General features: G+C 35.4%; 24 protein-coding genes. 22 read left to right on the forward strand and 2 right to left on the reverse strand.

The features are described from left to right. Nucleotides 1–77 precede the first annotated feature (77 nt). From ACMZ42_RS11755 to ACMZ42_RS11805, 11 genes are all read left to right on the forward strand, one after another. Nucleotides 78–719 (forward strand): DUF1963 domain-containing protein, encoded by a 642-nt coding sequence (locus ACMZ42_RS11755; protein WP_415731589.1) that lies wholly within the window; start codon nt 78–80, stop codon nt 717–719. A 48-nt stretch (nt 720–767) separates the two neighbouring features. Continuing rightward, on the forward strand, nt 768–1,310 hold the full coding sequence (locus tag ACMZ42_RS11760) for an SMI1/KNR4 family protein (RefSeq protein WP_415731590.1): 543 nt from the start codon (nt 768–770) through the stop codon (nt 1,308–1,310). A 112-nt stretch (nt 1,311–1,422) separates the two neighbouring features. Continuing rightward, complete coding sequence (locus ACMZ42_RS11765; RefSeq protein ID WP_415731591.1) at nt 1,423–1,782, forward strand: hypothetical protein; 360 nt, start codon at nt 1,423–1,425, stop codon at nt 1,780–1,782. A 72-nt stretch (nt 1,783–1,854) separates the two neighbouring features. Beyond that, on the forward strand, nt 1,855–2,208 hold the full coding sequence (locus ACMZ42_RS11770) for an immunity 51 family protein (RefSeq protein ID WP_370083376.1): 354 nt from the start codon (nt 1,855–1,857) through the stop codon (nt 2,206–2,208). A gap of 146 nt (nt 2,209–2,354) precedes the next feature. After that, nucleotides 2,355–3,218, forward strand: coding sequence for a hypothetical protein (locus ACMZ42_RS11775; RefSeq protein ID WP_415731592.1), 864 nt, complete (start codon nt 2,355–2,357; stop codon nt 3,216–3,218). Nucleotides 3,219–3,278: 60 nt separating this feature from the next. Next, nucleotides 3,279–3,698, forward strand: a complete 420-nt coding sequence (locus tag ACMZ42_RS11780; protein WP_415731593.1) for an SMI1/KNR4 family protein — start codon at nt 3,279–3,281, stop codon at nt 3,696–3,698. Nucleotides 3,699–3,803: 105 nt separating this feature from the next. Beyond that, nucleotides 3,804–4,022, forward strand: coding sequence for a hypothetical protein (locus ACMZ42_RS11785; RefSeq protein WP_415731594.1), 219 nt, complete (start codon nt 3,804–3,806; stop codon nt 4,020–4,022). A 137-nt stretch (nt 4,023–4,159) separates the two neighbouring features. Further along, nucleotides 4,160–4,774, forward strand: coding sequence for an Imm43 family immunity protein (locus ACMZ42_RS11790; RefSeq protein ID WP_415731595.1), 615 nt, complete (start codon nt 4,160–4,162; stop codon nt 4,772–4,774). Nucleotides 4,775–5,258: 484 nt separating this feature from the next. Further along, nucleotides 5,259–5,702, forward strand: coding sequence for a hypothetical protein (locus tag ACMZ42_RS11795; RefSeq protein WP_415731596.1), 444 nt, complete (start codon nt 5,259–5,261; stop codon nt 5,700–5,702). Between the two features lie 134 nt (nt 5,703–5,836). Further along, nucleotides 5,837–6,451 carry an Imm43 family immunity protein gene (locus tag ACMZ42_RS11800; protein WP_415731597.1) on the forward strand — a complete coding sequence of 205 codons (615 nt, stop codon included), beginning with the start codon at nt 5,837–5,839 and terminating at the stop codon, nt 6,449–6,451. A gap of 86 nt (nt 6,452–6,537) precedes the next feature. Continuing rightward, a complete protein-coding gene (locus tag ACMZ42_RS11805; RefSeq protein ID WP_415731598.1) occupies nt 6,538–6,816 on the forward strand; it encodes a DUF1450 domain-containing protein in 279 nt (92 codons plus the stop codon). 70 nt (nt 6,817–6,886) lie between these two features. Here the strand turns inward: ACMZ42_RS11805 and namA are convergent, their stop codons facing one another. Both namA and proC read right to left on the reverse strand, forming a co-directional pair. Then, nucleotides 6,887–7,897: an NADPH dehydrogenase NamA gene (gene namA / locus ACMZ42_RS11810; protein WP_415731599.1), complete on the reverse strand. Its 1,011-nt coding sequence runs from the start codon at nt 7,895–7,897 to the stop codon at nt 6,887–6,889. Between the two features lie 198 nt (nt 7,898–8,095). Further along, on the reverse strand, nt 8,096–8,902 hold the full coding sequence (proC, locus tag ACMZ42_RS11815) for a pyrroline-5-carboxylate reductase (RefSeq protein WP_415731600.1): 807 nt from the start codon (nt 8,900–8,902) through the stop codon (nt 8,096–8,098). 522 nt (nt 8,903–9,424) lie between these two features. Between proC and ACMZ42_RS11820 the strand changes: the two genes are divergently transcribed. The 11 genes from ACMZ42_RS11820 (at nt 9,425) to ACMZ42_RS11870 (ending at nt 19,455) form a co-directional block, all read left to right on the forward strand. Further along, complete coding sequence (locus ACMZ42_RS11820; protein ID WP_415731601.1) at nt 9,425–10,372, forward strand: MBL fold metallo-hydrolase; 948 nt, start codon at nt 9,425–9,427, stop codon at nt 10,370–10,372. Nucleotides 10,373–10,380: 8 nt separating this feature from the next. Next, nucleotides 10,381–11,136, forward strand: coding sequence for an SDR family NAD(P)-dependent oxidoreductase (locus tag ACMZ42_RS11825; protein WP_415731602.1), 756 nt, complete (start codon nt 10,381–10,383; stop codon nt 11,134–11,136). A 189-nt stretch (nt 11,137–11,325) separates the two neighbouring features. Then, nucleotides 11,326–12,525, forward strand: a complete 1,200-nt coding sequence (locus tag ACMZ42_RS11830) for a hypothetical protein (RefSeq protein WP_415731603.1) — start codon at nt 11,326–11,328, stop codon at nt 12,523–12,525. 398 nt (nt 12,526–12,923) lie between these two features. Further along, nucleotides 12,924–14,117, forward strand: a complete 1,194-nt coding sequence (locus ACMZ42_RS11835; RefSeq protein WP_415731604.1) for an argininosuccinate synthase — start codon at nt 12,924–12,926, stop codon at nt 14,115–14,117. Nucleotides 14,118–14,204: 87 nt separating this feature from the next. Continuing rightward, nucleotides 14,205–15,578, forward strand: a complete 1,374-nt coding sequence (gene argH / locus ACMZ42_RS11840; RefSeq protein WP_415731605.1) for an argininosuccinate lyase — start codon at nt 14,205–14,207, stop codon at nt 15,576–15,578. Between the two features lie 209 nt (nt 15,579–15,787). Then, a complete protein-coding gene (locus ACMZ42_RS11845) occupies nt 15,788–16,165 on the forward strand; it encodes a carboxymuconolactone decarboxylase family protein (RefSeq protein WP_370083362.1) in 378 nt (125 codons plus the stop codon). A gap of 518 nt (nt 16,166–16,683) precedes the next feature. Continuing rightward, nucleotides 16,684–17,061 carry a GntR family transcriptional regulator gene (locus ACMZ42_RS11850; RefSeq protein ID WP_415731606.1) on the forward strand — a complete coding sequence of 126 codons (378 nt, stop codon included), beginning with the start codon at nt 16,684–16,686 and terminating at the stop codon, nt 17,059–17,061. 87 nt (nt 17,062–17,148) lie between these two features. Next, entirely contained in the window at nt 17,149–17,517 is a 369-nt protein-coding gene (locus tag ACMZ42_RS11855) for a hypothetical protein (RefSeq protein ID WP_415731607.1), read from the forward strand. Nucleotides 17,518–17,537: 20 nt separating this feature from the next. Continuing rightward, a complete protein-coding gene (locus ACMZ42_RS11860) occupies nt 17,538–17,855 on the forward strand; it encodes a DUF1648 domain-containing protein (RefSeq protein ID WP_415731608.1) in 318 nt (105 codons plus the stop codon). A 168-nt stretch (nt 17,856–18,023) separates the two neighbouring features. Then, a complete protein-coding gene (locus tag ACMZ42_RS11865; protein WP_415731609.1) occupies nt 18,024–18,158 on the forward strand; it encodes a DUF5808 domain-containing protein in 135 nt (44 codons plus the stop codon). 13 nt (nt 18,159–18,171) lie between these two features. Then, the gene (locus tag ACMZ42_RS11870) at nt 18,172–19,455 is read left to right on the forward strand and encodes an alpha/beta hydrolase (protein WP_415731610.1); all 1,284 of its coding nucleotides are present in this window, start codon (nt 18,172–18,174) and stop codon (nt 19,453–19,455) included. Nucleotides 19,456–19,796 lie beyond the last annotated feature (341 nt).

Below are 19,796 nucleotides of genomic sequence, written 5' to 3' on the forward strand. Positions count from 1 at the left end.
TTTTTGTCGGGAAAATCAGCTGTATATAAGAGAGGAAAGATTGACTAGAAAGTTATAAATGAAGGTGGTATTGAAAAATGTCAATTGAAGTTATTTTTAAAGGTGTAGAAAATGGATCCAATGTAGCTCGACTGGGCGGATATAGCTTCTTGCCTGAAAGTATTGAATGGCCATTAAATCCAGATGGAGATAAATTAACACTTGTATTATGTTTACCAACGGATTTTCTTAATGAAACTCTAAATGTAAACTTACCAGAAGAACATGTTCTATCCGTTTTTACAACGTATAAAAAAGATGATTACTTTTTAGATTCAATCACTTTTCATGGAGATGAAGAAGAGTTGAAAAATATTAAAAAAGGATATACAAAAGTTTTATTACACAAAGCAGGTGATGTTCGAAATGAATCAGACTTTCTAATACCAGCACAAGAGTTCGTTTTTGGAGATGAAATAAATTTAGATTTAGAAGAAGTTGATGAAGAAGACTTTGATGATATTGAGATTTACTGTGGTTCGTTGATTGGCAATAAACCATCTTTGTTACAAGTAGAAAATATGGGTTTGGATGATTATCAATTTTGCTTACAAATTTATGGTGGTGATTTTCCTGAAGGATATCAAGATGTGTTTAGCCTTAGTGACTCTGTCGGATATTTGTTTTTAAATAAAAATGATCAAAATCATGCAGGTGTCTTCTTTACACAATGTAGTTGAGCAATAAAAGTCGAAATATTTAAAAGGGGAAGTAGGAAGTAGACTTAAATGAACAAAAATTCTAAAGGTAACATTAATGACTTTCTGAATAAAGATATTTTGTTTGAGAATTATTGGAAGGAGATATCGACTTCCGAGATTAATGAAATTGTATCTGACGACTTTCCAGGAAAAAAAGATTTTATAGAGTTTTATCTTGCTAAAAATGGAGGGATGTTTACTAAAGGGGCGTATATTTACCCTGATCATTTTTATGAAATATTAAACAACGATTATTTCTCGATAGAAATTGGTAGTTTTTTTCATATTCCATTAATCGAAGATGAGGATGATTCAAATTACACAATGTCTATTGAAAGAGCAAAAGATAGAAGGATAGATTACTCTGAGGACTTTGAGAACTTTGTTTTGTTTCATATCCCATTTGCTGATAATCATGCAGACAATGATTTTTGGATTGATATCCAAACAGGAGAAATAAAATATATGGATTACGAAGAAAGTTACGACCCTGATGATGCAATCGTAGTAGCACCTTCATTTTTGGAATTTTGCAAACACATTCAGGCACAACGTAGGGAATTGAATTAGAAAGATATGGGGAGATATTAGGGAAATGGGTTCATCGACTCTATTGATAGTTAAAGAAAGATAGATGATCCATTAAAAAGATTTAGAGTAAATGCAATGGGGAATGATGAAATTGAGGATCTTTGGAATTAAGCCTGAAGATAATGAAGCAGCGGAATTTGAAAATGCTCGATACATTAATCTAGCAATTGAACATATCAATAAAAGCAATGAATGGTTAAAGAATAGCGATAAGCCATATCAAGCAATGTTAGCGCATATTGATATTTTAGTAATGCTTGCAAAAAGGTTTCCTGTTAATGCAAATTTATTGATTAAACAATATCAGACGAAGGAATGGAGAGAAACATTTAACGAATGGTTTAATAGGTGTGAAAAAAAGATACCATCTAAATATAGAGAAGGCATTAAAGCAAATGCTGATGAACTCTTTACTGAATTAGAAAAATACGGCAATAATTTACGTTATTGATGCCTATTACTAAAAAAATAGTATTACAAAAGTCGATCGGTATAAAAAAATTTATTTTTGTGGAGGGTTAAAATGAATTTTATTAATGATAAACAGCTTATAGCTCCGTTTTTTTGGGTAGATCGTAGTAGTAGCTCGGCGTCCTTTTGTTTATATGTTGGTGAATATAAGCAAGAGATTTTTGATACACGAGCTGATGAGGGATTTGAAGGAGGAGGTTATGATTGGGAATCTTTAGCGATAGTCTTTCTTGAAGAAAAAATGCCTGAATTAAAAGGTATTGTCAATTTTGATTCCGAAGCCAGTATGTTTTGTGCTTATTCCTCTGATAAAAAAGCATTAGAGAAGTTTGCTATTTCATTTAAAAATACATGTGAAGATGAATCGACTATTACGGATTTATTTTCTCGTGCAGAATTGGATTGAAGGTATTATTTATAAACTTTCTCGGGCGAAATACACGCCAATAAACAATATACTCAATGATATTTTTGTTTTCAGAAGAGGAAGCCCGAGAGAAACCTTGTCTTGGAGTTCAATAGGGGGAGTCTAGATAAGAAGGGGTGTAAATAATGAGTAGCTATGCATTTAATGATAGTATTGGCTATTTTGAGATAGACCCACTTTTCCTTGAAGAAGGAATACAGATTGCTGAGAAGGAAAATCACCATTCAATTCGAATCCGTAATTTGAATCTGGCAACAGATTTGAAATGTCACTTAGATTTTTCATCTTTCAACAACAAAACATTTATCAATAAATTGCTGATTAGCGATAATTTTAAATTATCCAAGCATCAAAATATAGAAGCATTATATACATTATGTAATCTTACAGAAGTCACACTAGGTCAGTCAATAAAGCTTGATTTGAATTATTTTAAAAAATTGGAGAAGGTTGTTGTTGAAAAAGATTACTATCTAAACTTAGATAAACTAGTAAATTTAAAAAGCTTATACGCAATTAAATATATTAAACCAGATTGTAAAGAGTTTTGTTCATTAAAATCATTAGAATTTTTGCGTCTTGACACCTCGACTAAGCTAAATTCTTTGTCTGGGATAGAGGATTTAGAATCCTTGAAATGGTGTTGGTTCCAGTATCTAAATAATCTAGAAGATGCACACGCTATTAGTAAACTAAAAGGACTTGAAAGACTTCAAATTGAAAAATGTAAACAACTTACTGATCTAACATTTTTGGCAGGAAATAGTACTATAAAAGAATTACAGGTTTCAGATGTTGATTCTCTTGAATTTGTGAAATCTATGAAAAATTTGCATAAAATAAATTTTTGGAATTGCAAAAGTGGAGATTTATCACCATTGTTAGAGTGTCCATCACTAAGAGAGGTTTCATTTCATCCTGAAAAGAGACATTACTCTCACAAAAAAGATGAAATAAATAAAATGTTACAAGAAAGAAAGTCCATATAATGGGCTAAAGGATTGCGATATGAAAAAGTTGGTCTTGCAGAATGAAAGAAGGACTGCTCAATGAAATTTTCATTTATTAAAGATAATAGTAGTCTTCAGTTTTCCTCAATAAAAAGTGATGAAATTGAACAAGTAGAAAGCGAACTAGGTATTATTTTTCCAAAAGAATTAAAGTTATTTTTGATGGAGATCGGTTACGGATCTTTTGTCGGCGAAGAAGAACTAGATGAAAATTGTGTTTTGAGTCCGTCGGCAATTAGAGATTTTCGATTAAGACAAGGTTTTTTTGAAGCTTACCCAAACTACGATGAAGAAAATAAATTAATCTTCTTTATTGGATGGGAGTCAGTGCCTTTTTCAATCGGATTAACAGATGGGGAACAAAATGCTGTCTATAATAACGAGAAGAAGATCGCAAACTCTCTTGAAGAATTTTTAACAAAGATTATCGAAGATCCTGAATACTTCCAACAGGATTAGTGCGAAAGATTAACATGGTAAAAATGGTGAAAAAATCATTGTCATTGTGTAACGTAAAGAACTGTTTTTAGTATTGTTGAAGCTAAAATAGAAAGGTGATAATATTTGGGATTTTATGAGAAAATCGAACAAGTAACTACAAAAGATCAATTTTTGGAGTTTTTAAATTTACTTACAAAGGATTTTAAACATAATGTTGATGAATGGGAAAATAAATCAATTGATAACTATCTTGAAGCAATTGAATCATGGATAGAGGTCATGAAAGTTTCTATAAGAACAGTGATTTACCAATACCAAATAACATCGATTGGAACTTCCTAGCCCAAATTTTTTATGTAGGTAAAATTTATGAATAACAACATGCTTCAACAATCAATGCGATTTTACATATGTGTGAATTGAATTTGCTTTTCCATAGAGTGGTAGAATATTTTAAGTGAAAGGAATGAGGGGTAAATATGGGAGAAACATTTGCGATTTTTGAAAAAGAGGGTATATTCTGTCCTACTTATCTAGAGGGAATAATACATACAGAGTTCTTTGAAAATGATCCTTTTGAAGCAAGAGACTCTGATGCTGGTGAATGGAGAAACTCAAGAGATAATATGACAGAGATGCCAGAAGAAGTATGGTTTGTTACAAAAGATATAAAATATAATTTTGATTTACGATTGGCGAGGGGGGGGTTTTTTGTATCATTAGAATTTCTAAACCTATTACAGAAATTTGGAATTAACAATTTTCAATACACTAAAGCATATATGGTGAACAAGCATAAGGAAAGCATATCTTCAAAGGAATATTTTTTTGTACGATTTTATAATAAGCTAAAAGATGAGATTGATATGGAGAAATCAAATATTGAATTCTATAAGCAAGATGGACGTATTAAAAAAATATGGGATTTACAACTGAAAAAATCAGATAATCTCCCAGATGTTTTTCTACTAAATAATACTAGGCTTTTAAGTATATTATTTTGTTCAGAAGAATTTAAAAAAGAAGCTGAAAAACTTAAATTGAAGGGTATTACTTTTGTTCCTTCAAATGAAGCTGGTGTATATAAACCTTAGCGTTAGTGAAAGTGACACGAGCCGCAGCAAGAAAGAATAAATATCTATCTAGTTAATACCATTGAATCGTTGCCAGTTGTTACACTAAATGAGCAACGCTTGCTGATGCATGCTCTAATCCCAATCTACATAGAAATCTGTTCAAAAATAGATAGAGAAGAGTTTGATGTATTTCGCAAATGAAAATTGAGCCACTTCGCAATTGAACAGGCAATCCATTTCAGTGGACAAGTTAAATGTCATAGCATATTTTTCGGTGGGCTTTACATGGAGCCTCTGCGGGCATAATTCGCACTTTAAAGGCGTAGTATCAGTAATTTAACGCCCGTACAAGGGTATCATGCCCGCCACTCCAAATAAAGCCGAAGTGTTCTTCTGGAAAAGACAGGTAGTGTAAAGTGGCTCACTGGCTCAGTTAACAATTGGCTCAAAATTGGGTTGCGATATACAGTTTGAAGAACAGCGATTGAAAGGATAGTATTACATGTTAAATGATAAAGTTAGAAAATTTCTTTTAAATAAAGGTTGGCTAATTACAGAAGAAGATCGAGAATATGACAGGGTCATAAGTGATCTTGCTATCCCCAATGATTCTGATTTTGCTGAATTTCAAAGGTTTACTACCGAAAGTACATTTAGTACAAATAAAGGACCTGAATTGATTAATATTTGCTGGTTTTCTCTATATAGTGACGATTTTGAAGTATTAACAAATTCTCTTTGGGAAAATAGACCTAAAGGAAATTTACCAAAAAATTTTATCCCGTTTAGTGATACTAGTGGGGAGTATATATTTTTATACGATAAAATTAATAAAACCGTATACTATGTAAATGAAATAGAGATGAATGCAATTATTAAAGGTAAATTTGTTCCACAGTGGAGCAGTTTTAATGAATTTTTAGAGTGGTATTTTGATATTAATTAAAGTCTCTTATTTTTGAAGGAGCAGTAAAGTAACTTTTTTCTTCTTAATTCTTTAAGATGGAAGCTACCCTATTCAATTTAATATAAACACCTAGAACTTATCTATCTAAAAATGAAGGGAATGGCGTTTTTAATATGGGAAATACATTTGCGATTTTTAAAAAGAAAGAGAAGTCGAGCCCTACTTTATTAGAGGGGATATTGCATACGGAATTCTTTGAAAAAGATCCATTTGAAGCTAGAAAATCTGATGCTGGACAATGGAGAACCACGAAAAATATAAAAACAGAATTACCTAAAGAGTTATGGTTTGTTTCAAAGGATAGAAGTTATGCGTTTGATTTGAGATGGGATAGTCAAGGTTTTTTCATAACATCAGAATTTCTAAATTTATTATTAAAATTTGGAATCAATAATTTTCAATACACTAAATTGCACATGGTTAATAAGCATAAAGAGAGTATAACTTCAAAGGAATATTATTATGTGCGATTTTATGATAGGTTAGAAGATGTAATAGATATGGAGAAATCAAATATTGAATTTTATAGGAAAGATGGAAGTATAAAAAAAATATGGGATCTACAGCTGAAAGAATCAAATACTCTCCCAGATGTTTTTCTAATAAATAATACTAACCTTTCAAGTATATTATTTTGTTCAGAAGAATTTAAAAAAGAAGCTGAAAAACTTAAATTGAAGGGTATTACCTTTGTCCCGTCTAATGAAGCTGATGTGTATAAACCTTAATATTGTATCGATTATTATTCATTAACAGCGAACGGTAAATTATATTGTTTAAAAACTTTTCTTTGAGTGGGAGGAGGCATCAGGGGATGGTATTTTCTCTTTTTAAGAAAAAGAAAGCGCCACAGCAATTGAAAAATAGAGTTGAATTCTGCATCACAAACTTATCACTTGGAGCGGCAGATGCCTATGATATATTAAATGAAAGATCCGATATTGAAATTGAAGAATCGGGTTGTACATCACATTGTGAAATTTGTGAGCAAGGTATCTTCGCCATCGTCAATGGAGAAGTCGTAACTGCAGATGATGCAGAGACGTTAGTGAAGGCAATTGATGAAGAAATTAAACAAAACCCTCTTTTTTGAAATGAAAACAGCTTGTTAGCATAAATCAACAAGCTGTTTTTTATATTTTGGTGAAGAGCCACTATACAGTTTACCAGCCTCGTACGTATTGCACTGGAGGTTTAATTTCTTCTCTTAAATCCTTAGCAGCATGAAGTGGCCAATATGGCTCGCGCAGAAGAACACGCGCTAGGAAGATTAAGTCAGCACGATTATTTTGTAAAATTTCCTCTGCTTGAATAGCTGTCGTAATAAGGCCGACTGCTCCAGTTGGAATATCAGCACCATGTTTAATCGCTTCAGCATGAGTTACTTGGTAGCCTGGAAAAACATTTATACGTGCTTGCACGACACCACCTGTAGAAACATCCACTAAATCGATACCTTGTGATTTCATCCAACGACTGAAGACGATAAAATCATCCATTGTTGTACCATCTTCTGCATAGTCCTCAGCGGAAACGCGCACAAATAAAGGGCCTTCCCAAACACTACGAATAGCATCGATGACCTGACGTAATAATCGATAACGATTTTCTTGAGAGCCACCGTATTGGTCATTGCGTTTATTCGTTGCTGGTGATAAAAATTCACTAATTAAATAGCCATGTGCTCCATGGATTTCAAGAACATCAAAGCCTGCTTTAGCTGCCCGGACAGCTGCGTTTTTAAATGCTTCTACAACATATTCAATGTCTTCTAATGTCATTTCAGTTGGCGTTTTAAAATCATCACTAAAAGCAATGGCTGATGGCGCAAATATTTCTCCATCTACAGTTGCTTTACGTCCAGCGTGTGCAAGCTGTATGCCGGTGTTTGCTCCGTATGCTTTCATTCCTTGAACTAATTGACTTAAACCTTCAATATGAGCGTCATCCCAGATGCCAAGATCGTTACTAGAAATACGACCCTCTGGTACAACACCAGTAGCTTCGACAATAATTAAACCAACTTGACCAGCAGCCCGCGTTGCATAATGTACTTGGTGGAAAGGTGTTGCAAGCCCATCATCCTGTGCCGAGTACATACACATCGGTGCCATCACAACACGGTTTTTTAAAGTGATATTTTGTAATTGATAAGGTTCGAATAATTTAGCCAATTTGAAGCCCCCTAATCCCTAGTGATATACTTTACCCCGCTTTAACGGGCAGTAATACTTCCACCTTAAAATTTTACCACAAGCAAAGAAGTTAGATGAGAGATAAACTGCCCGTAAAAGCCCGATTCGTTCAACTAATAATCATTGGGGGATGAAGAAAACCCCCAATGATTAAAGTTTCACTTTATTTTGCACACATTATTTACTATTTGCAAGTGATCGAGATCGAGCTTCAGCTTCTTTAATGCATGCTTCAATGGCTTCATTAAATCGATATTGTTCAAGAGCTTTAATTCCAGCTTCTGTTGTACCACCTGGACTTGTTACTTTCTGGCGTAATACATCAGGCTCATCGACGGATTGCTTCAGCATCTCCGCAGTACCAGCAAGTGTTTGCGTCATTAATAGTCGTACTGTATCCTTCGAGAGACCAACCTTTGTACCAACCCGTTCAAATGCCTCCATTAAATAATAAATATAAGCTGGCCCACTCCCGGAAAGAGCCGTTACAGCATGTAGTTGATCCTCATCTACCTCAATAACTGAACCAACCGCCTCTAAAAGCTGTAAGAAAATAACGCGTTGTTCTGCTGTCACTTTGTCATTAAAGGCAATCCCGCTCGCAGACATCCCAATAGTGGCAGAAGTGTTAGGCATAACGCGTGCGACTGGACGAGCACCTAAATGTTCTGTAATAGTAGTAATGGCAATACCAGCTAAAATAGAAAGAACGGCTGATTGCTTTGTAATTTTAGGCTTTAGCTCACGCATCGCTGCAACGGCATCTTTTGGTTTCATCGCTAAAATGATTAAATCAGCCTGTTGATAAATAGCATCATCAAAATTGCCATTCACATCATATGTGTCGTGTAAAAATTGTAAGCGTTCCTTGTCTGAGCGGTTGGTGACGTAAATTTCTTGTGCTGTAAATACTTTTTGTTTAATCCAGCCTTGAATCAATGCCTCTGCCATAGAGCCTGCGCCAATAAATAGTATTTTTTTCATGATAAAACCTCCAGTTCAAATTCAATTTCGCCTTGGCGTAATTGCGTCCGGATTTTGAAAATCCGTGACATCCGCCGGAGGCTTTATCTTCATTCAGCTGTCGCTACCAAAACATTTGTATCAGCCGGCTACTAAAACATTTGCTGAATGAAGATAAAAAAAGCGCTCCCGTCCTTATAAAGAAGGACGAAAACGCTGTTGTTTCCGCGGTACCACCTTTGTTTGCCAATTGGCACAACTCATAGCCCTTTTATCGCAAGGGAAACGGTTATGTTTTCATAACTGCTCAGAAGTAGGTTCGGTAATGGGAGCGGGTGATGTCACTTTCAGCAAATGTGACACTCTCTAAGACACCTTCACCAATTACGTACTTGGCTTCATCAATGCACAAATATAATTAGATTATTCAAAATTATATTAATAATACGTCGTCCTGTCAACAGGAGGGTGACGAAAAGAAGAAAAACTTGTAAAATAGAATGAATAGGTATTCACTAGTTGCATTAAAGGGGGAAACAGCTTTTGTCTATATACAAAATAGAAATACCAACACCCTATGAAGTAGGAGATGTGAATGCATTTGTTGTAAAAGGGGATGCATTGACCATTTTTGATGTTGGTCCAAAAACAATGGAAGCCTATGATGCGCTTAAATGGGGTATTCGAGCAGCGGGCTTTGATATGCGAGATATTGAACAGGTTGTGTTAACCCATCATCATCCAGATCATGCAGGTTGGGTGGATGCCTTTCCAAACGCAGAAATTTTAGGGCATGCCTATAACGATAAATGGCTTCGTCATGATGAGGACTTTTTACGTTACCATGTGCAATTTTACAGTGAGCGCTTATTTGAGCACGGAGTTCCTCAAGAATATATCCAGCCGAGTGTACATGTCCGCCGTGAAATAGAGCTTGTAGGTGAACGACCTTTAACACAAATTCTTAACGATGGGGATGAAGTGCCAGGACATCCTGGATTAAAGGCTATTGAAACATTAGGACACGCACAAAGTCACTTAATATTCTGGGATGAAAAAACTCATGATGTAATAGGTGGAGATTTATTGCTTGCAAAAATAACGCCAAACCCATTAATTGAACCACCACTAGACCGTACATTAGGACGTACTAAATCGTTACTTCAATATAATGAATCGCTAGAAATTTTACGTCGATTACCTGTAAAAAAGATGTATACAGGACATGGTGCTGAGTTAGAGAATATTCCTGAATTAATTGATAAACGACTAGAACGCCAGCATCAGCAATCTTTGAAGGTTTGTGAATTATTTGGTGACGATTCATTAACTGCTGTACAAGTAACGAAGCGCTTTTACCCAGCGGTTTTTCAGCGTCAGTTTGGTCTGACGTTGTCCAAAACGCTCGGTTATTTAGATTACTTAGAGGCCAACAATTTCATTACATCTACAAAAACGGAAGAAGGTATCTATTTATTTCAAAGGAAGTAGGTTTAAATATGAACATGAATAAAAAGACCATCTTCGTTACAGGTGCAACAAGTGGTGTAGGATTGAAAATAACAGAATTATTAGTAGCATTGGGTCATACGGTTTATGCAACAGGACGCAATGCGGTTGCATTAAAAGCATTAGAACGCGTAGGCGCAAACGTGATCCAAGCAGATTTAACTAATTTATCTACAATCGATGAAGTATGTGCACAACTACCGCCTCTCGATGTAGCTATTTTATCTGCAGGGGTAGGTAAATTTGGCACTGCGACTGAATTATCAGATGAAGCTATTAGACAAATGGTAGAGCTAAATGTCAGTGTACCGATGTATTTAGCAAAACGTCTCGCAGCACCTATGATACAACGTCAGCAAGGTCAATTAATCTTCATTGGCTCACAGGCAGGAAAGGTCGCGACACCTAAGGCTAGTGTTTATGCTGCTACAAAGCATGCGATTGTCGGTTTTACGAATGGACTTCGCATGGAACTGGCTCCATATAATGTTAAAGTTACTGCGATACATCCTGGTCCAATCGATACACCATTTTTAGATAAGGCGAGTGATGAAAGTGGCTATCGCGAATCTTTAGGAAGATTTTTATTAACAGCTGAAGAAGTGGCACAAGCTACAGTAAAAACGATCGAGCGCCCTGTTCGAGAGGTTAATTTACCAAGGATCATGGGATTAACAAGCAAGCTGTATGCAATGGCACCTGCAACCGTAGAATTTTTAGGTAAATCATTTTTTAATAAAAAATAGGGATTAAACTGTAAACATACCAAGTTGAGTGTGTTTACAGTTTTTTTATGGTTCATCATCAAAAATTGTAGATGGCATTTGTTCAAACATAAGTCCAGGATAGTTGCATAAGCTCCCTTTTGAAAAAGGATATTTTTCATCCCAAAGAGAATTTAAATATAATGAATTTTTATATGGAGGATGAAGAGGATGACTACATATCTTAATCGAATTTCCCAAGACTTAGTAAATGCAAACTTAGATAATTATTGGTCAGGTTTTGAATCGGTTGCTTACGCATTATATGATAAGCGTTATGTTTATCTTTTCAACCATCCTAGAATGAAAAAAGATCAACTAAATAATTATCAAATTTTAAATTGGGATGAACAATTTATGGGGTGTACACTTATTCTGTATAATGATTATCCAACAGCAATTGTAAATGTCGAATTGTATGAAGATTACGAAAGTTTATATTCTATTCTTGTACACGAATTATTCCACGGTTTTCAATATGTTAAAGGCGAAACCCGGTTTGCGAATGAAGTTCTAGGAATCACATATCCGTTATCAAAAGAAAATGTGGAATTACGAAATCAAGAAAGAGCAAACCTTTTTAGTGCGGTGTTAGAAAATAATATTATTAAAAAGAAACTATATCTTAATACTTTCATTGCCCTAAGAGAAAAAAGAGCTGCTAAGTTTAGTAATAATCTAATATACGAAAACTTAATTGAAACAATTGAAGGACCTGCGTGGTATGTTGAACTAAAGGCTTACTCAGAAAAAACCCCGATAGCTTACAAATCAGTTCTAGAAAAGTATGGACAACACCTTAAAGACAAATATGAATCTACTTCTGATATACGAAAGAGTTGTTATAGTTCAGGTTTGTTTATGTGTTTGTTACTAGATGAGTTTTCACCAGGTTGGAAGGAAAGTTTTTGGGGTAAAGAGGATACATTATACGATATATTTAAACAGCTTTCTGATGATTTTATAAAAATAAGTAACGTAGAAATAAGTCCTGAAACAGAGGAGGCAATTAATTTTGCTATACAAAATAGAAAAAATACATTTGAAATCTTTGAACAACAAAAAGGAATTCATCTATTTATTGAAGGTGAAATAACTGCTAAATCTTTTGACCCGATGAATATCGTCTCATTTGAAAATAGGCTTTTACATAAGAACTCTATAAAAGTAAGAATTAACAATGAAGACTATCTTATACAACAACCTGTTATTGCCTATTGTAAGGATGGACTTCAAAATATAATTAAATTACATCTGATATTAAAGAATAATCCCATTGAAAATGCCGATTCACTAAAAATTGATGGAATCGGAGTAATCAAGGGGAGGTATGAGAAACAGGAAAATGTTTTGCATTTATATGTGAATTAGGACCATTTAATCTTTCAGATCAATATAAAACCGCTAGAGAAGAATTACACTCTCTAGCGGTTTCTTGTTTCTAAGTTAATTCGTTTACAGAAAACTATTCCATATTTCAATGTAAATCACCTCCTCATTTTCCCGAAGAACAAATTACTTTCCTGAAATTTATATAATATACATTCATGTAGCTAGTAAAAATTCGTTTATCCGAGTGAAAATATTCATAGTTGGTACAAAGGCTTAAAGTATTGTAATGACACACTTTTTACAATAAACATAAAAGTCTATAAATTTATAAAAATACACTTGTTTTTATTTTTATAACATGATACTATTCGTGTATAAACTTTTAAATGAATGTATAAACATACATATCTTATAGATTAATTGGAGGCGCATTTTTTATGGCGAATAAAAAAGTAGTATTAGCATATTCAGGAGGACTTGATACTTCTGTAGCAATTCCGTGGTTAAAAGAACAAGGTTGGGACGTTATTGCAGTTTGTCTTGACGTTGGTGAAGGTAAAGACCTTGAGTTCGTAAAAAATAAAGCTCTTCAAGTAGGAGCAATTGAATCATATATGGTAGATGCGAAGGATGAGTTCGCTGAAGAATATGCATTAATCTCATTACAAGCTCATACTTGGTACGAACAAAAATATCCATTAGTATCGGCACTTTCTCGTCCATTAATTTCTAAAAAATTAGTGGAGATTGCAAACCAAGTAGGAGCGGACGCAGTAGCTCATGGTTGCACAGGTAAAGGTAATGACCAAGTTCGTTTCGAAGTTTCAATTAAAGCGTTGAATCCAGATTTAGAAGTGTTAGCACCTGTACGTGAGTGGGGCTGGAGCCGTGATGAGGAAATCGAATATGCTATGAAACATGATGTACCGATTCCTGCAACGTTAGATTCACCATTCTCTATCGACCAAAACTTATGGGGCCGTGCAAATGAAGCGGGCGTAATGGAAGATCCATGGGTATCACCACCAGAAGAAGCTTATGGTTTAACAGTTTCTGTGGAAAACGCTCCAAATGAAGCGGAATACGTAGAAATTGAATTCGTTGCTGGTAAGCCAGTATCGTTAAACGGTAAAGAAATGAAGCTTGCTGATTTAATCCAAGAATTAAATGCAGTAGCTGGCGCACACGGTGTTGGTCGTATCGATCACGTAGAAAACCGATTAGTTGGTATTAAATCTCGTGAAGTATATGAAATTCCAGGAGCTAAAGTGTTATTAACGGCTCATAAAGAACTTGAAGACTTAACGCTTGTAAAAGAGTTAGCACACTTCAAGCCAGTCATTGAGAAAAAATTATCTGAATTAATTTATGATGGTTTATGGTTCTCTCCATTACGTGTAGCACTGGAGTCATTCCTTGCTGAATCACAAAAGTTTGTGAACGGAACTGTGCGCGTGAAGCTTTACAAAGGTCATGCAATTGTAGAAGGACGTAAATCCCCAAATTCACTTTATAGTGAAAAGCTAGCAACATATTCTAAAGAAGACCAATTCAACCATGCTTCAGCAGTAGGCTTCATCGAATTATGGGGTCTGCCAACAGTGGTTAACTCTTCAGTAAATAAAAAATAATCTTTTTTGACAGCAGGGTGTAGTGTAGCATTAAACGCTGTACTACACCTTTTTTAAAAAGAATTTTTAAGGAAAAGGTGAGCTGTTATGACAAAACTTTGGGGCGGACGTTTCCAAAAATCAGCAGAAGCATGGGTGGACGAGTTCGGCGCATCGATTGGCTTTGACCAACAGCTTGTTCTAGAAGACCTTGAAGGTAGCGTAGCACATGTTACGATGCTTGGCGCAACAGGAATTTTACCAGCAGCTGACGTAGAGGCCATTCTCGGTGGCCTTGCACAATTACAAGAAAAAGCAATCGCAGGGGAGCTTGAATTTACAGTTGCTAATGAAGATATTCACTTAAATCTGGAAAAAATGCTCATTGATTTAATTGGTCCTGTAGGTGGTAAGCTTCACACAGGCCGTAGCCGAAATGACCAAGTAGCAACGGATATGCATATTTTCTTGAAAAAACGTGTGAAGGAAGCAATCGGTTTAATTGAGATATTCCAAAAGACATTGCTTGAAAAAGCTGAGGAGCATGTAGAAACAATTGCGCCAGGCTATACACATTTACAACGTGCCCAACCAATCTCATTTGCGCATCACTTAATGGCCTATTTCTGGATGTTAGAGCGTGATAAACAACGTTTTACGGAGTCGCTTAAGCGTATCGATATTTTGCCTTTAGGTGCAGGTGCCATGGCGGGGACAACTTTCCCAATCGACCGCTTAAAATCCGCGGAGCTTTTAGGCTTCAGCGAGGTTTACGCAAACTCGATGGATGCAGTAAGTGACCGTGATTTTATCGTTGAATTTTTAAGTAATTCATCATTATTAATGGCGCATTTATCTCGTTTTGCAGAGGAAATTATTTTGTGGTCGACAGATGAATTCAAATTTATCGAATTAGATGATGCCTTCTCAACAGGTTCTTCTATTATGCCACAAAAGAAAAATCCTGATATGGCGGAGTTAATCCGTGGAAAAACGGGACGCGTTTACGGTAACTTAATGGGCTTATTAACTGTTCTGAAAGGAACACCGTTAACATACAACAAAGATATGCAGGAAGATAAAGAAGGTATGTTCGATACAGTCCATACAATTCTTGGTTCACTAAAAATCTTTGAAGGTATGATTCGCACGATGACTGTCAATACAGAGCGTTTGCACCAGGCAGTACACTCTGACTTCTCCAATGCTACGGAGCTTGCAGACTATCTAGCAACAAAAGGTATGCCTTTCCGTGAAGCACATGAAGTGACAGGAAAACTTGTATTCACATGTATTCAAAAGGGTATCTACTTATTAGATTTACCGCTGGAAGACATGAAAAAAGAAAGTGAGCTTATCGAAGCGGATATTTACGATGTATTAGCGCCTGAAGCAGCCGTTCGTCGTCGCCATTCTTTAGGTGGTACAGGATTTGATCAAGTAATCATCCAAATTGAAAAAGCAAAAGCTTGTCTCGTTTAACCATAACTTAGCGTGCATGTCCTTGTGACTTTTGCATAGATATTCATTAAAGCTGTCCAGTGAGGCACTATGAAAACCATTTTCCTTTTTCGTTAGAGCCAGAGGGTGAAACGAAAAAGAGCCCCTTACATAGGTGAAGGACAATCCCCAATTCTGGAGACGCGGAATTGGGGTTTTTGTGTAAAGAAATAACAATGGGAGGGATTACAATGAATGAGCGTTTTACAAAGGGATTAGAAACAATTAAACAGTATGTGACAAAGGAAGAAGCGGCACGAATGATTGAGGCAGATGCACTAGCTGATGTAGCCCCAGATTTACGCAAAATGATTATTGAATTTGCCTACGGTGATGTTTATTCTCGACCAGGGCTTGATGCCAAAAGTCGTGCACTAGTTGTCATTACAGCAGTAGTAACTCAAGGTGCTGCCCCACAAACAAAGACACATATTAAACGTGGTTTACATGCGGGTTTGACACAGACAGAAATTGTGGAAGCATTATTACAATTAGTGCCATATATAGGTTTTCCGCGTGTGCAAAATGCTTTAACGATTGCGCAACAAGTCTTTAAAGAAGACGCCTAAAATAAAAACTCTGCATTTTCGTGGAGTTCTATTCTTTAACAAGGTACTTTTGATAAAAATGCGCTTCACATGAATAAACACTTGTGAAACGGTTCATATTAAGAGAGGAATCACTTATTAATCTAATATGATTAGGAGGATGTAGAATGAGTAGTCAAACACCCAAAGACCAGGAATCTCAGGAAAGTCCGCCACAGTTGTATAGGGTGAGCTTCTAAAATCTTAAGGAAAAAGGCGAGGCAGAGGATATTCTGTTTTGCTGTATCTTAAGAAGAAGCAAAAACCGATACAGATATAATCAAATAGAAATAAGTGTTCTTGGGATCCAGAATTTTTCTGGGTCCTTTTTTTTTTTGCATTAAATGCCCTAAAGCCTGATAGACCAGTGTTGATGAAGAAGATTCCCTACTAATTAAATTTTCGCTTTATAGAAGAATTTGACTTTTTAAAAAAACTGTATTACTTTAAGTGTGACAGATTTCTGTTTGGTGATAAGCGATACAGATGGGAGGGGTAAAATGAATATTCATTTAGATCCAAGCAGTGAATTACAGCTTTATAAACAGTTAGCGAATCAATTAATTGAGTTCATTGCTAAGGGAGAACTAAAAAATGGTGACACATTACCTTCAGTTCGTTCAATGGCTGCGGATTTAGGGATTAATGTCAGCACAGTTAGTAAGAGCTATCATGAACTTGAAGAAAAAGGTTTAATCGAATTAAAGCCGAAAGCAAAGGCGATCATTATCGGTGGTCAAAAAAAAGAGCTGGAAGAGACGGAAGTTGAAAAAGTAGAAAATGCGTTAAAACCAATTATGGCAGAGGCCTTTGCACGTGGTCTCGAAAAAGATCAGATGACAAGTTTGTTTCATCGAATTTTAAAACAATGGAAGTAGGGGAAATATGGGCTTTTTATATTAAGCATCTTTATCTTTGTAGGGGTACTGGAAACATTAACACCATATTTTGCGAGAAAAACAACTGTGTTTGGTGTTTCAATTCCAGAACCTTATGTGCAACATCAGCAATTACGTATATTTAAAAAGCGCTACAGCATCCTGGTAGGGAGCATAGCAGTTGCCTTTCTTTTAGGCCAAATTTTGCTACTGTTTACGTCTATTCAAGAAGAGCAATTTGTTTTATTATCATTTATCTTGCTATATGTCGTACTTCTTATATCAGCTGGACTTTATATGTTTTATTATATAAAAACAAAAAAACTAAAAAAGCAAGAAAATTGGGAAGTGCATGTAAAAACTGTTTATGTGATGGATTTATCTATACGTGATAGAGATGAAGTACTGTCGTACTGTCACCTACATTTTTTGTATTACCAATTATTGTTATTTTAGCATTGATGACCTTTACCTATATGAATTACAATGCGATCCCGGATGTATTTGCTACTCATTGGAATGCAGTAGGTGAGGTAGACGGTTGGACTGAAAAAACATGGCTATCAGTTATTGTAATGCCACTTATTTTACTAGGGACACAAATTAGCCTTTTCATTATGGGCATAGGTATGAAAAGGGCAAAAATACAATTGAGCGCACAGGCGAAAGAAGCTTCAGCCAATAGAGAGCTTACACAGCGTAAATATGGCAGCTGGTATTTAGCGGCGATAAATTATACTATGACCATTCTTCTTGTTGTTTTACATTACACGACAGTGATTTTAGAAAATTAAACAGCTCCTTACTTCTTCCCACTTTTTATCGTTTTTATGATCGTCACTTTAGGGGGACTTATACTCTTCATTTGGAAATTAAGTAAAAGTAATGAGCGCTTTGATGATTTATATACAAACGAAACAGCTGCAGCCGATGATCGCTACTGGAAATGGGGTATTTTTTATATGAATAAAAATGACCCTTCATTATTAGTACAAAAGAAATACGGTGTTGGTTGGACTGTGAATATGGCGAATAAATGGAGCTATATCATTTTACTTGTAATATTTTTACTAATCTTGTTAGTCATTTTCATATAGAGGGAGAGATTTTATGAAAAAACTATTGTTGTTATGTTGTGCACTCTTATTGTTAGCAGCATGCGGTCAAAAGGAAGACAATACAAAAGGTAAAGAGACGAAAGGGGACAATAAAATGAATGAACAGCTAGTAGGTAAATGGGAAGGGAATATTGAAACGCCAAACGGAGCACTTCCAATTATCGTTGATTTGCAGAAAGATAGTGGGACATTATCAGTACCAGCACAAGGATTATCCAATTATCCATTTAAAAGCATTAAATACGATGGTGATCAAGTGAGTATTTCGATCAATTTAAATGGCTCGGCAGTTGAAATTAACGGAACATTAAAAGATGGGCAAATTGAAGCAACGTTTCAACAAAATGGTGGCAAATTCCCACTTGTCTTAAAACCATTCAAAGAACAACCAGTTACGTATGAAACGTTGAAGATTCCCGTTCAAAATGGTGAGTTAACAGTGGCTCTTCAAAAGGCAAGCAAGGAGCCATCTCCAGTGGCGCTTATTATAGCAGGCTCTGGACCAACTGATAAGGATGGAAATTCAGCAATAGCTGGTAAAAATAATAGCTTAAAAATGATTGCGGAAGGGTTAGCTAATGAGAGTATTGCTACTGTCCGCTATGATAAACGTGGTCTTGGCGATAATCAATCCCTTTTAACTAAGGAAGAGGATATCACGATTGATCAATACGTAGACGACGCGGTTCAAGTGATTAATACCCTTTTAGCCGATAAAGCGTATTCGAGTGTTCATATAATTGGACATAGCGAAGGCTCATTGATTGGTTTGCTAGCAGCACAAAAAGCAAATGTAGAGTCCTTTGTTTCCATCGCAGGTGCTGGAAGACCGGCAGATGAAATTTTGTTAGAGCAATTAAAAGGTCAATTATCTCCAGAGCTTCTAAAAGAATCAACAGATGCTCTTACATCCTTGAAAAAAGGAGAGCTAGTGAAGAACGTTTCTCCAGATTTACAATCACTCTTCCGTTCTTCCGTTCAACCGTATATGATTTCATGGTTAAAATATAACCCTGCAAGTGAGTTAACAAAAGTGAATAGCCGAGTTTTAATTCTTCAAGGAACAACCGACTTACAAGTAGTTGCAACGGATGCGGAAACGTTAAAGAAAGGCAAACCAGATGCCAAGCTTGTATATATGGACGGAATGAATCATGTGTTAAAAGATGCTCCGGCAGATCGTACGAAGAATTTAGCAACATATTCAGACCCGTCATTACCACTTCATAAAGAATTACTGCCAGCCATTCAGCAGTTTATTATGAATGATAAGTAGAGACTAAGAATCATGTACGCCATTGTTTGGTTTATTATTATGATTCCTTTCCTAATCTTTGCGATTGTTTTATTCACAGAATTGAGCTTCAGGAAGCCCACTTCTTCAGAGGTGGGAGGAATGAAGTGCTTTTTTCTTTATAGAACATATGTTTATATTGTATATTGTGAATAATCAAAAAAAGAAAGGAGTGACGGGTAATGACGAAAGGGAAGAAAGATTGTTTTGTTATAGAACTCAAGTTACTTATAGATACATGGCAAAAGGATATTCTATTAAAACGTTTTGAGATTGCCCGTACACTCTATAATACAACTTTGTCTTATGCAGTAAAACAATAT

The organism is Lysinibacillus sp. NPDC056185, from assembly GCF_047737915.1.
In the GTDB taxonomy this organism is placed as follows: Bacteria; Bacillota; Bacilli; order Bacillales_A; family Planococcaceae; genus Lysinibacillus.

Excerpts from the sequence above, each read along its gene's own strand:
- ACMZ42_RS11755 (WP_415731589.1), top strand. The coding sequence starts at position 78 with ATGTCAATTGAAGTTATTTTTAAAGGTGTAGAAAATGGATCCAATGTA.
- ACMZ42_RS11760 (WP_415731590.1), top strand. The coding sequence starts at position 768 with ATGAACAAAAATTCTAAAGGTAACATTAATGACTTTCTGAATAAAGAT.
- ACMZ42_RS11770 (WP_370083376.1), top strand. The coding sequence starts at position 1,855 with ATGAATTTTATTAATGATAAACAGCTTATAGCTCCGTTTTTTTGGGTA.
- ACMZ42_RS11775 (WP_415731592.1), top strand. The coding sequence starts at position 2,355 with ATGAGTAGCTATGCATTTAATGATAGTATTGGCTATTTTGAGATAGAC.
- ACMZ42_RS11780 (WP_415731593.1), top strand. The coding sequence starts at position 3,279 with ATGAAATTTTCATTTATTAAAGATAATAGTAGTCTTCAGTTTTCCTCA.
- ACMZ42_RS11790 (WP_415731595.1), top strand. The coding sequence starts at position 4,160 with ATGGGAGAAACATTTGCGATTTTTGAAAAAGAGGGTATATTCTGTCCT.
- ACMZ42_RS11795 (WP_415731596.1), top strand. The coding sequence starts at position 5,259 with ATGTTAAATGATAAAGTTAGAAAATTTCTTTTAAATAAAGGTTGGCTA.
- ACMZ42_RS11800 (WP_415731597.1), top strand. The coding sequence starts at position 5,837 with ATGGGAAATACATTTGCGATTTTTAAAAAGAAAGAGAAGTCGAGCCCT.
- ACMZ42_RS11805 (WP_415731598.1), top strand. The coding sequence starts at position 6,538 with ATGGTATTTTCTCTTTTTAAGAAAAAGAAAGCGCCACAGCAATTGAAA.
- proC (WP_415731600.1), bottom strand. The coding sequence starts at position 8,902 with ATGAAAAAAATACTATTTATTGGCGCAGGCTCTATGGCAGAGGCATTG.
- ACMZ42_RS11825 (WP_415731602.1), top strand. The coding sequence starts at position 10,381 with ATGAACATGAATAAAAAGACCATCTTCGTTACAGGTGCAACAAGTGGT.
- ACMZ42_RS11830 (WP_415731603.1), top strand. The coding sequence starts at position 11,326 with ATGACTACATATCTTAATCGAATTTCCCAAGACTTAGTAAATGCAAAC.
- ACMZ42_RS11835 (WP_415731604.1), top strand. The coding sequence starts at position 12,924 with ATGGCGAATAAAAAAGTAGTATTAGCATATTCAGGAGGACTTGATACT.
- argH (WP_415731605.1), top strand. The coding sequence starts at position 14,205 with ATGACAAAACTTTGGGGCGGACGTTTCCAAAAATCAGCAGAAGCATGG.
- ACMZ42_RS11845 (WP_370083362.1), top strand. The coding sequence starts at position 15,788 with ATGAATGAGCGTTTTACAAAGGGATTAGAAACAATTAAACAGTATGTG.
- ACMZ42_RS11850 (WP_415731606.1), top strand. The coding sequence starts at position 16,684 with ATGAATATTCATTTAGATCCAAGCAGTGAATTACAGCTTTATAAACAG.
- ACMZ42_RS11860 (WP_415731608.1), top strand. The coding sequence starts at position 17,538 with ATGAATTACAATGCGATCCCGGATGTATTTGCTACTCATTGGAATGCA.
- ACMZ42_RS11865 (WP_415731609.1), top strand. The coding sequence starts at position 18,024 with ATGAATAAAAATGACCCTTCATTATTAGTACAAAAGAAATACGGTGTT.
- ACMZ42_RS11870 (WP_415731610.1), top strand. The coding sequence starts at position 18,172 with ATGAAAAAACTATTGTTGTTATGTTGTGCACTCTTATTGTTAGCAGCA.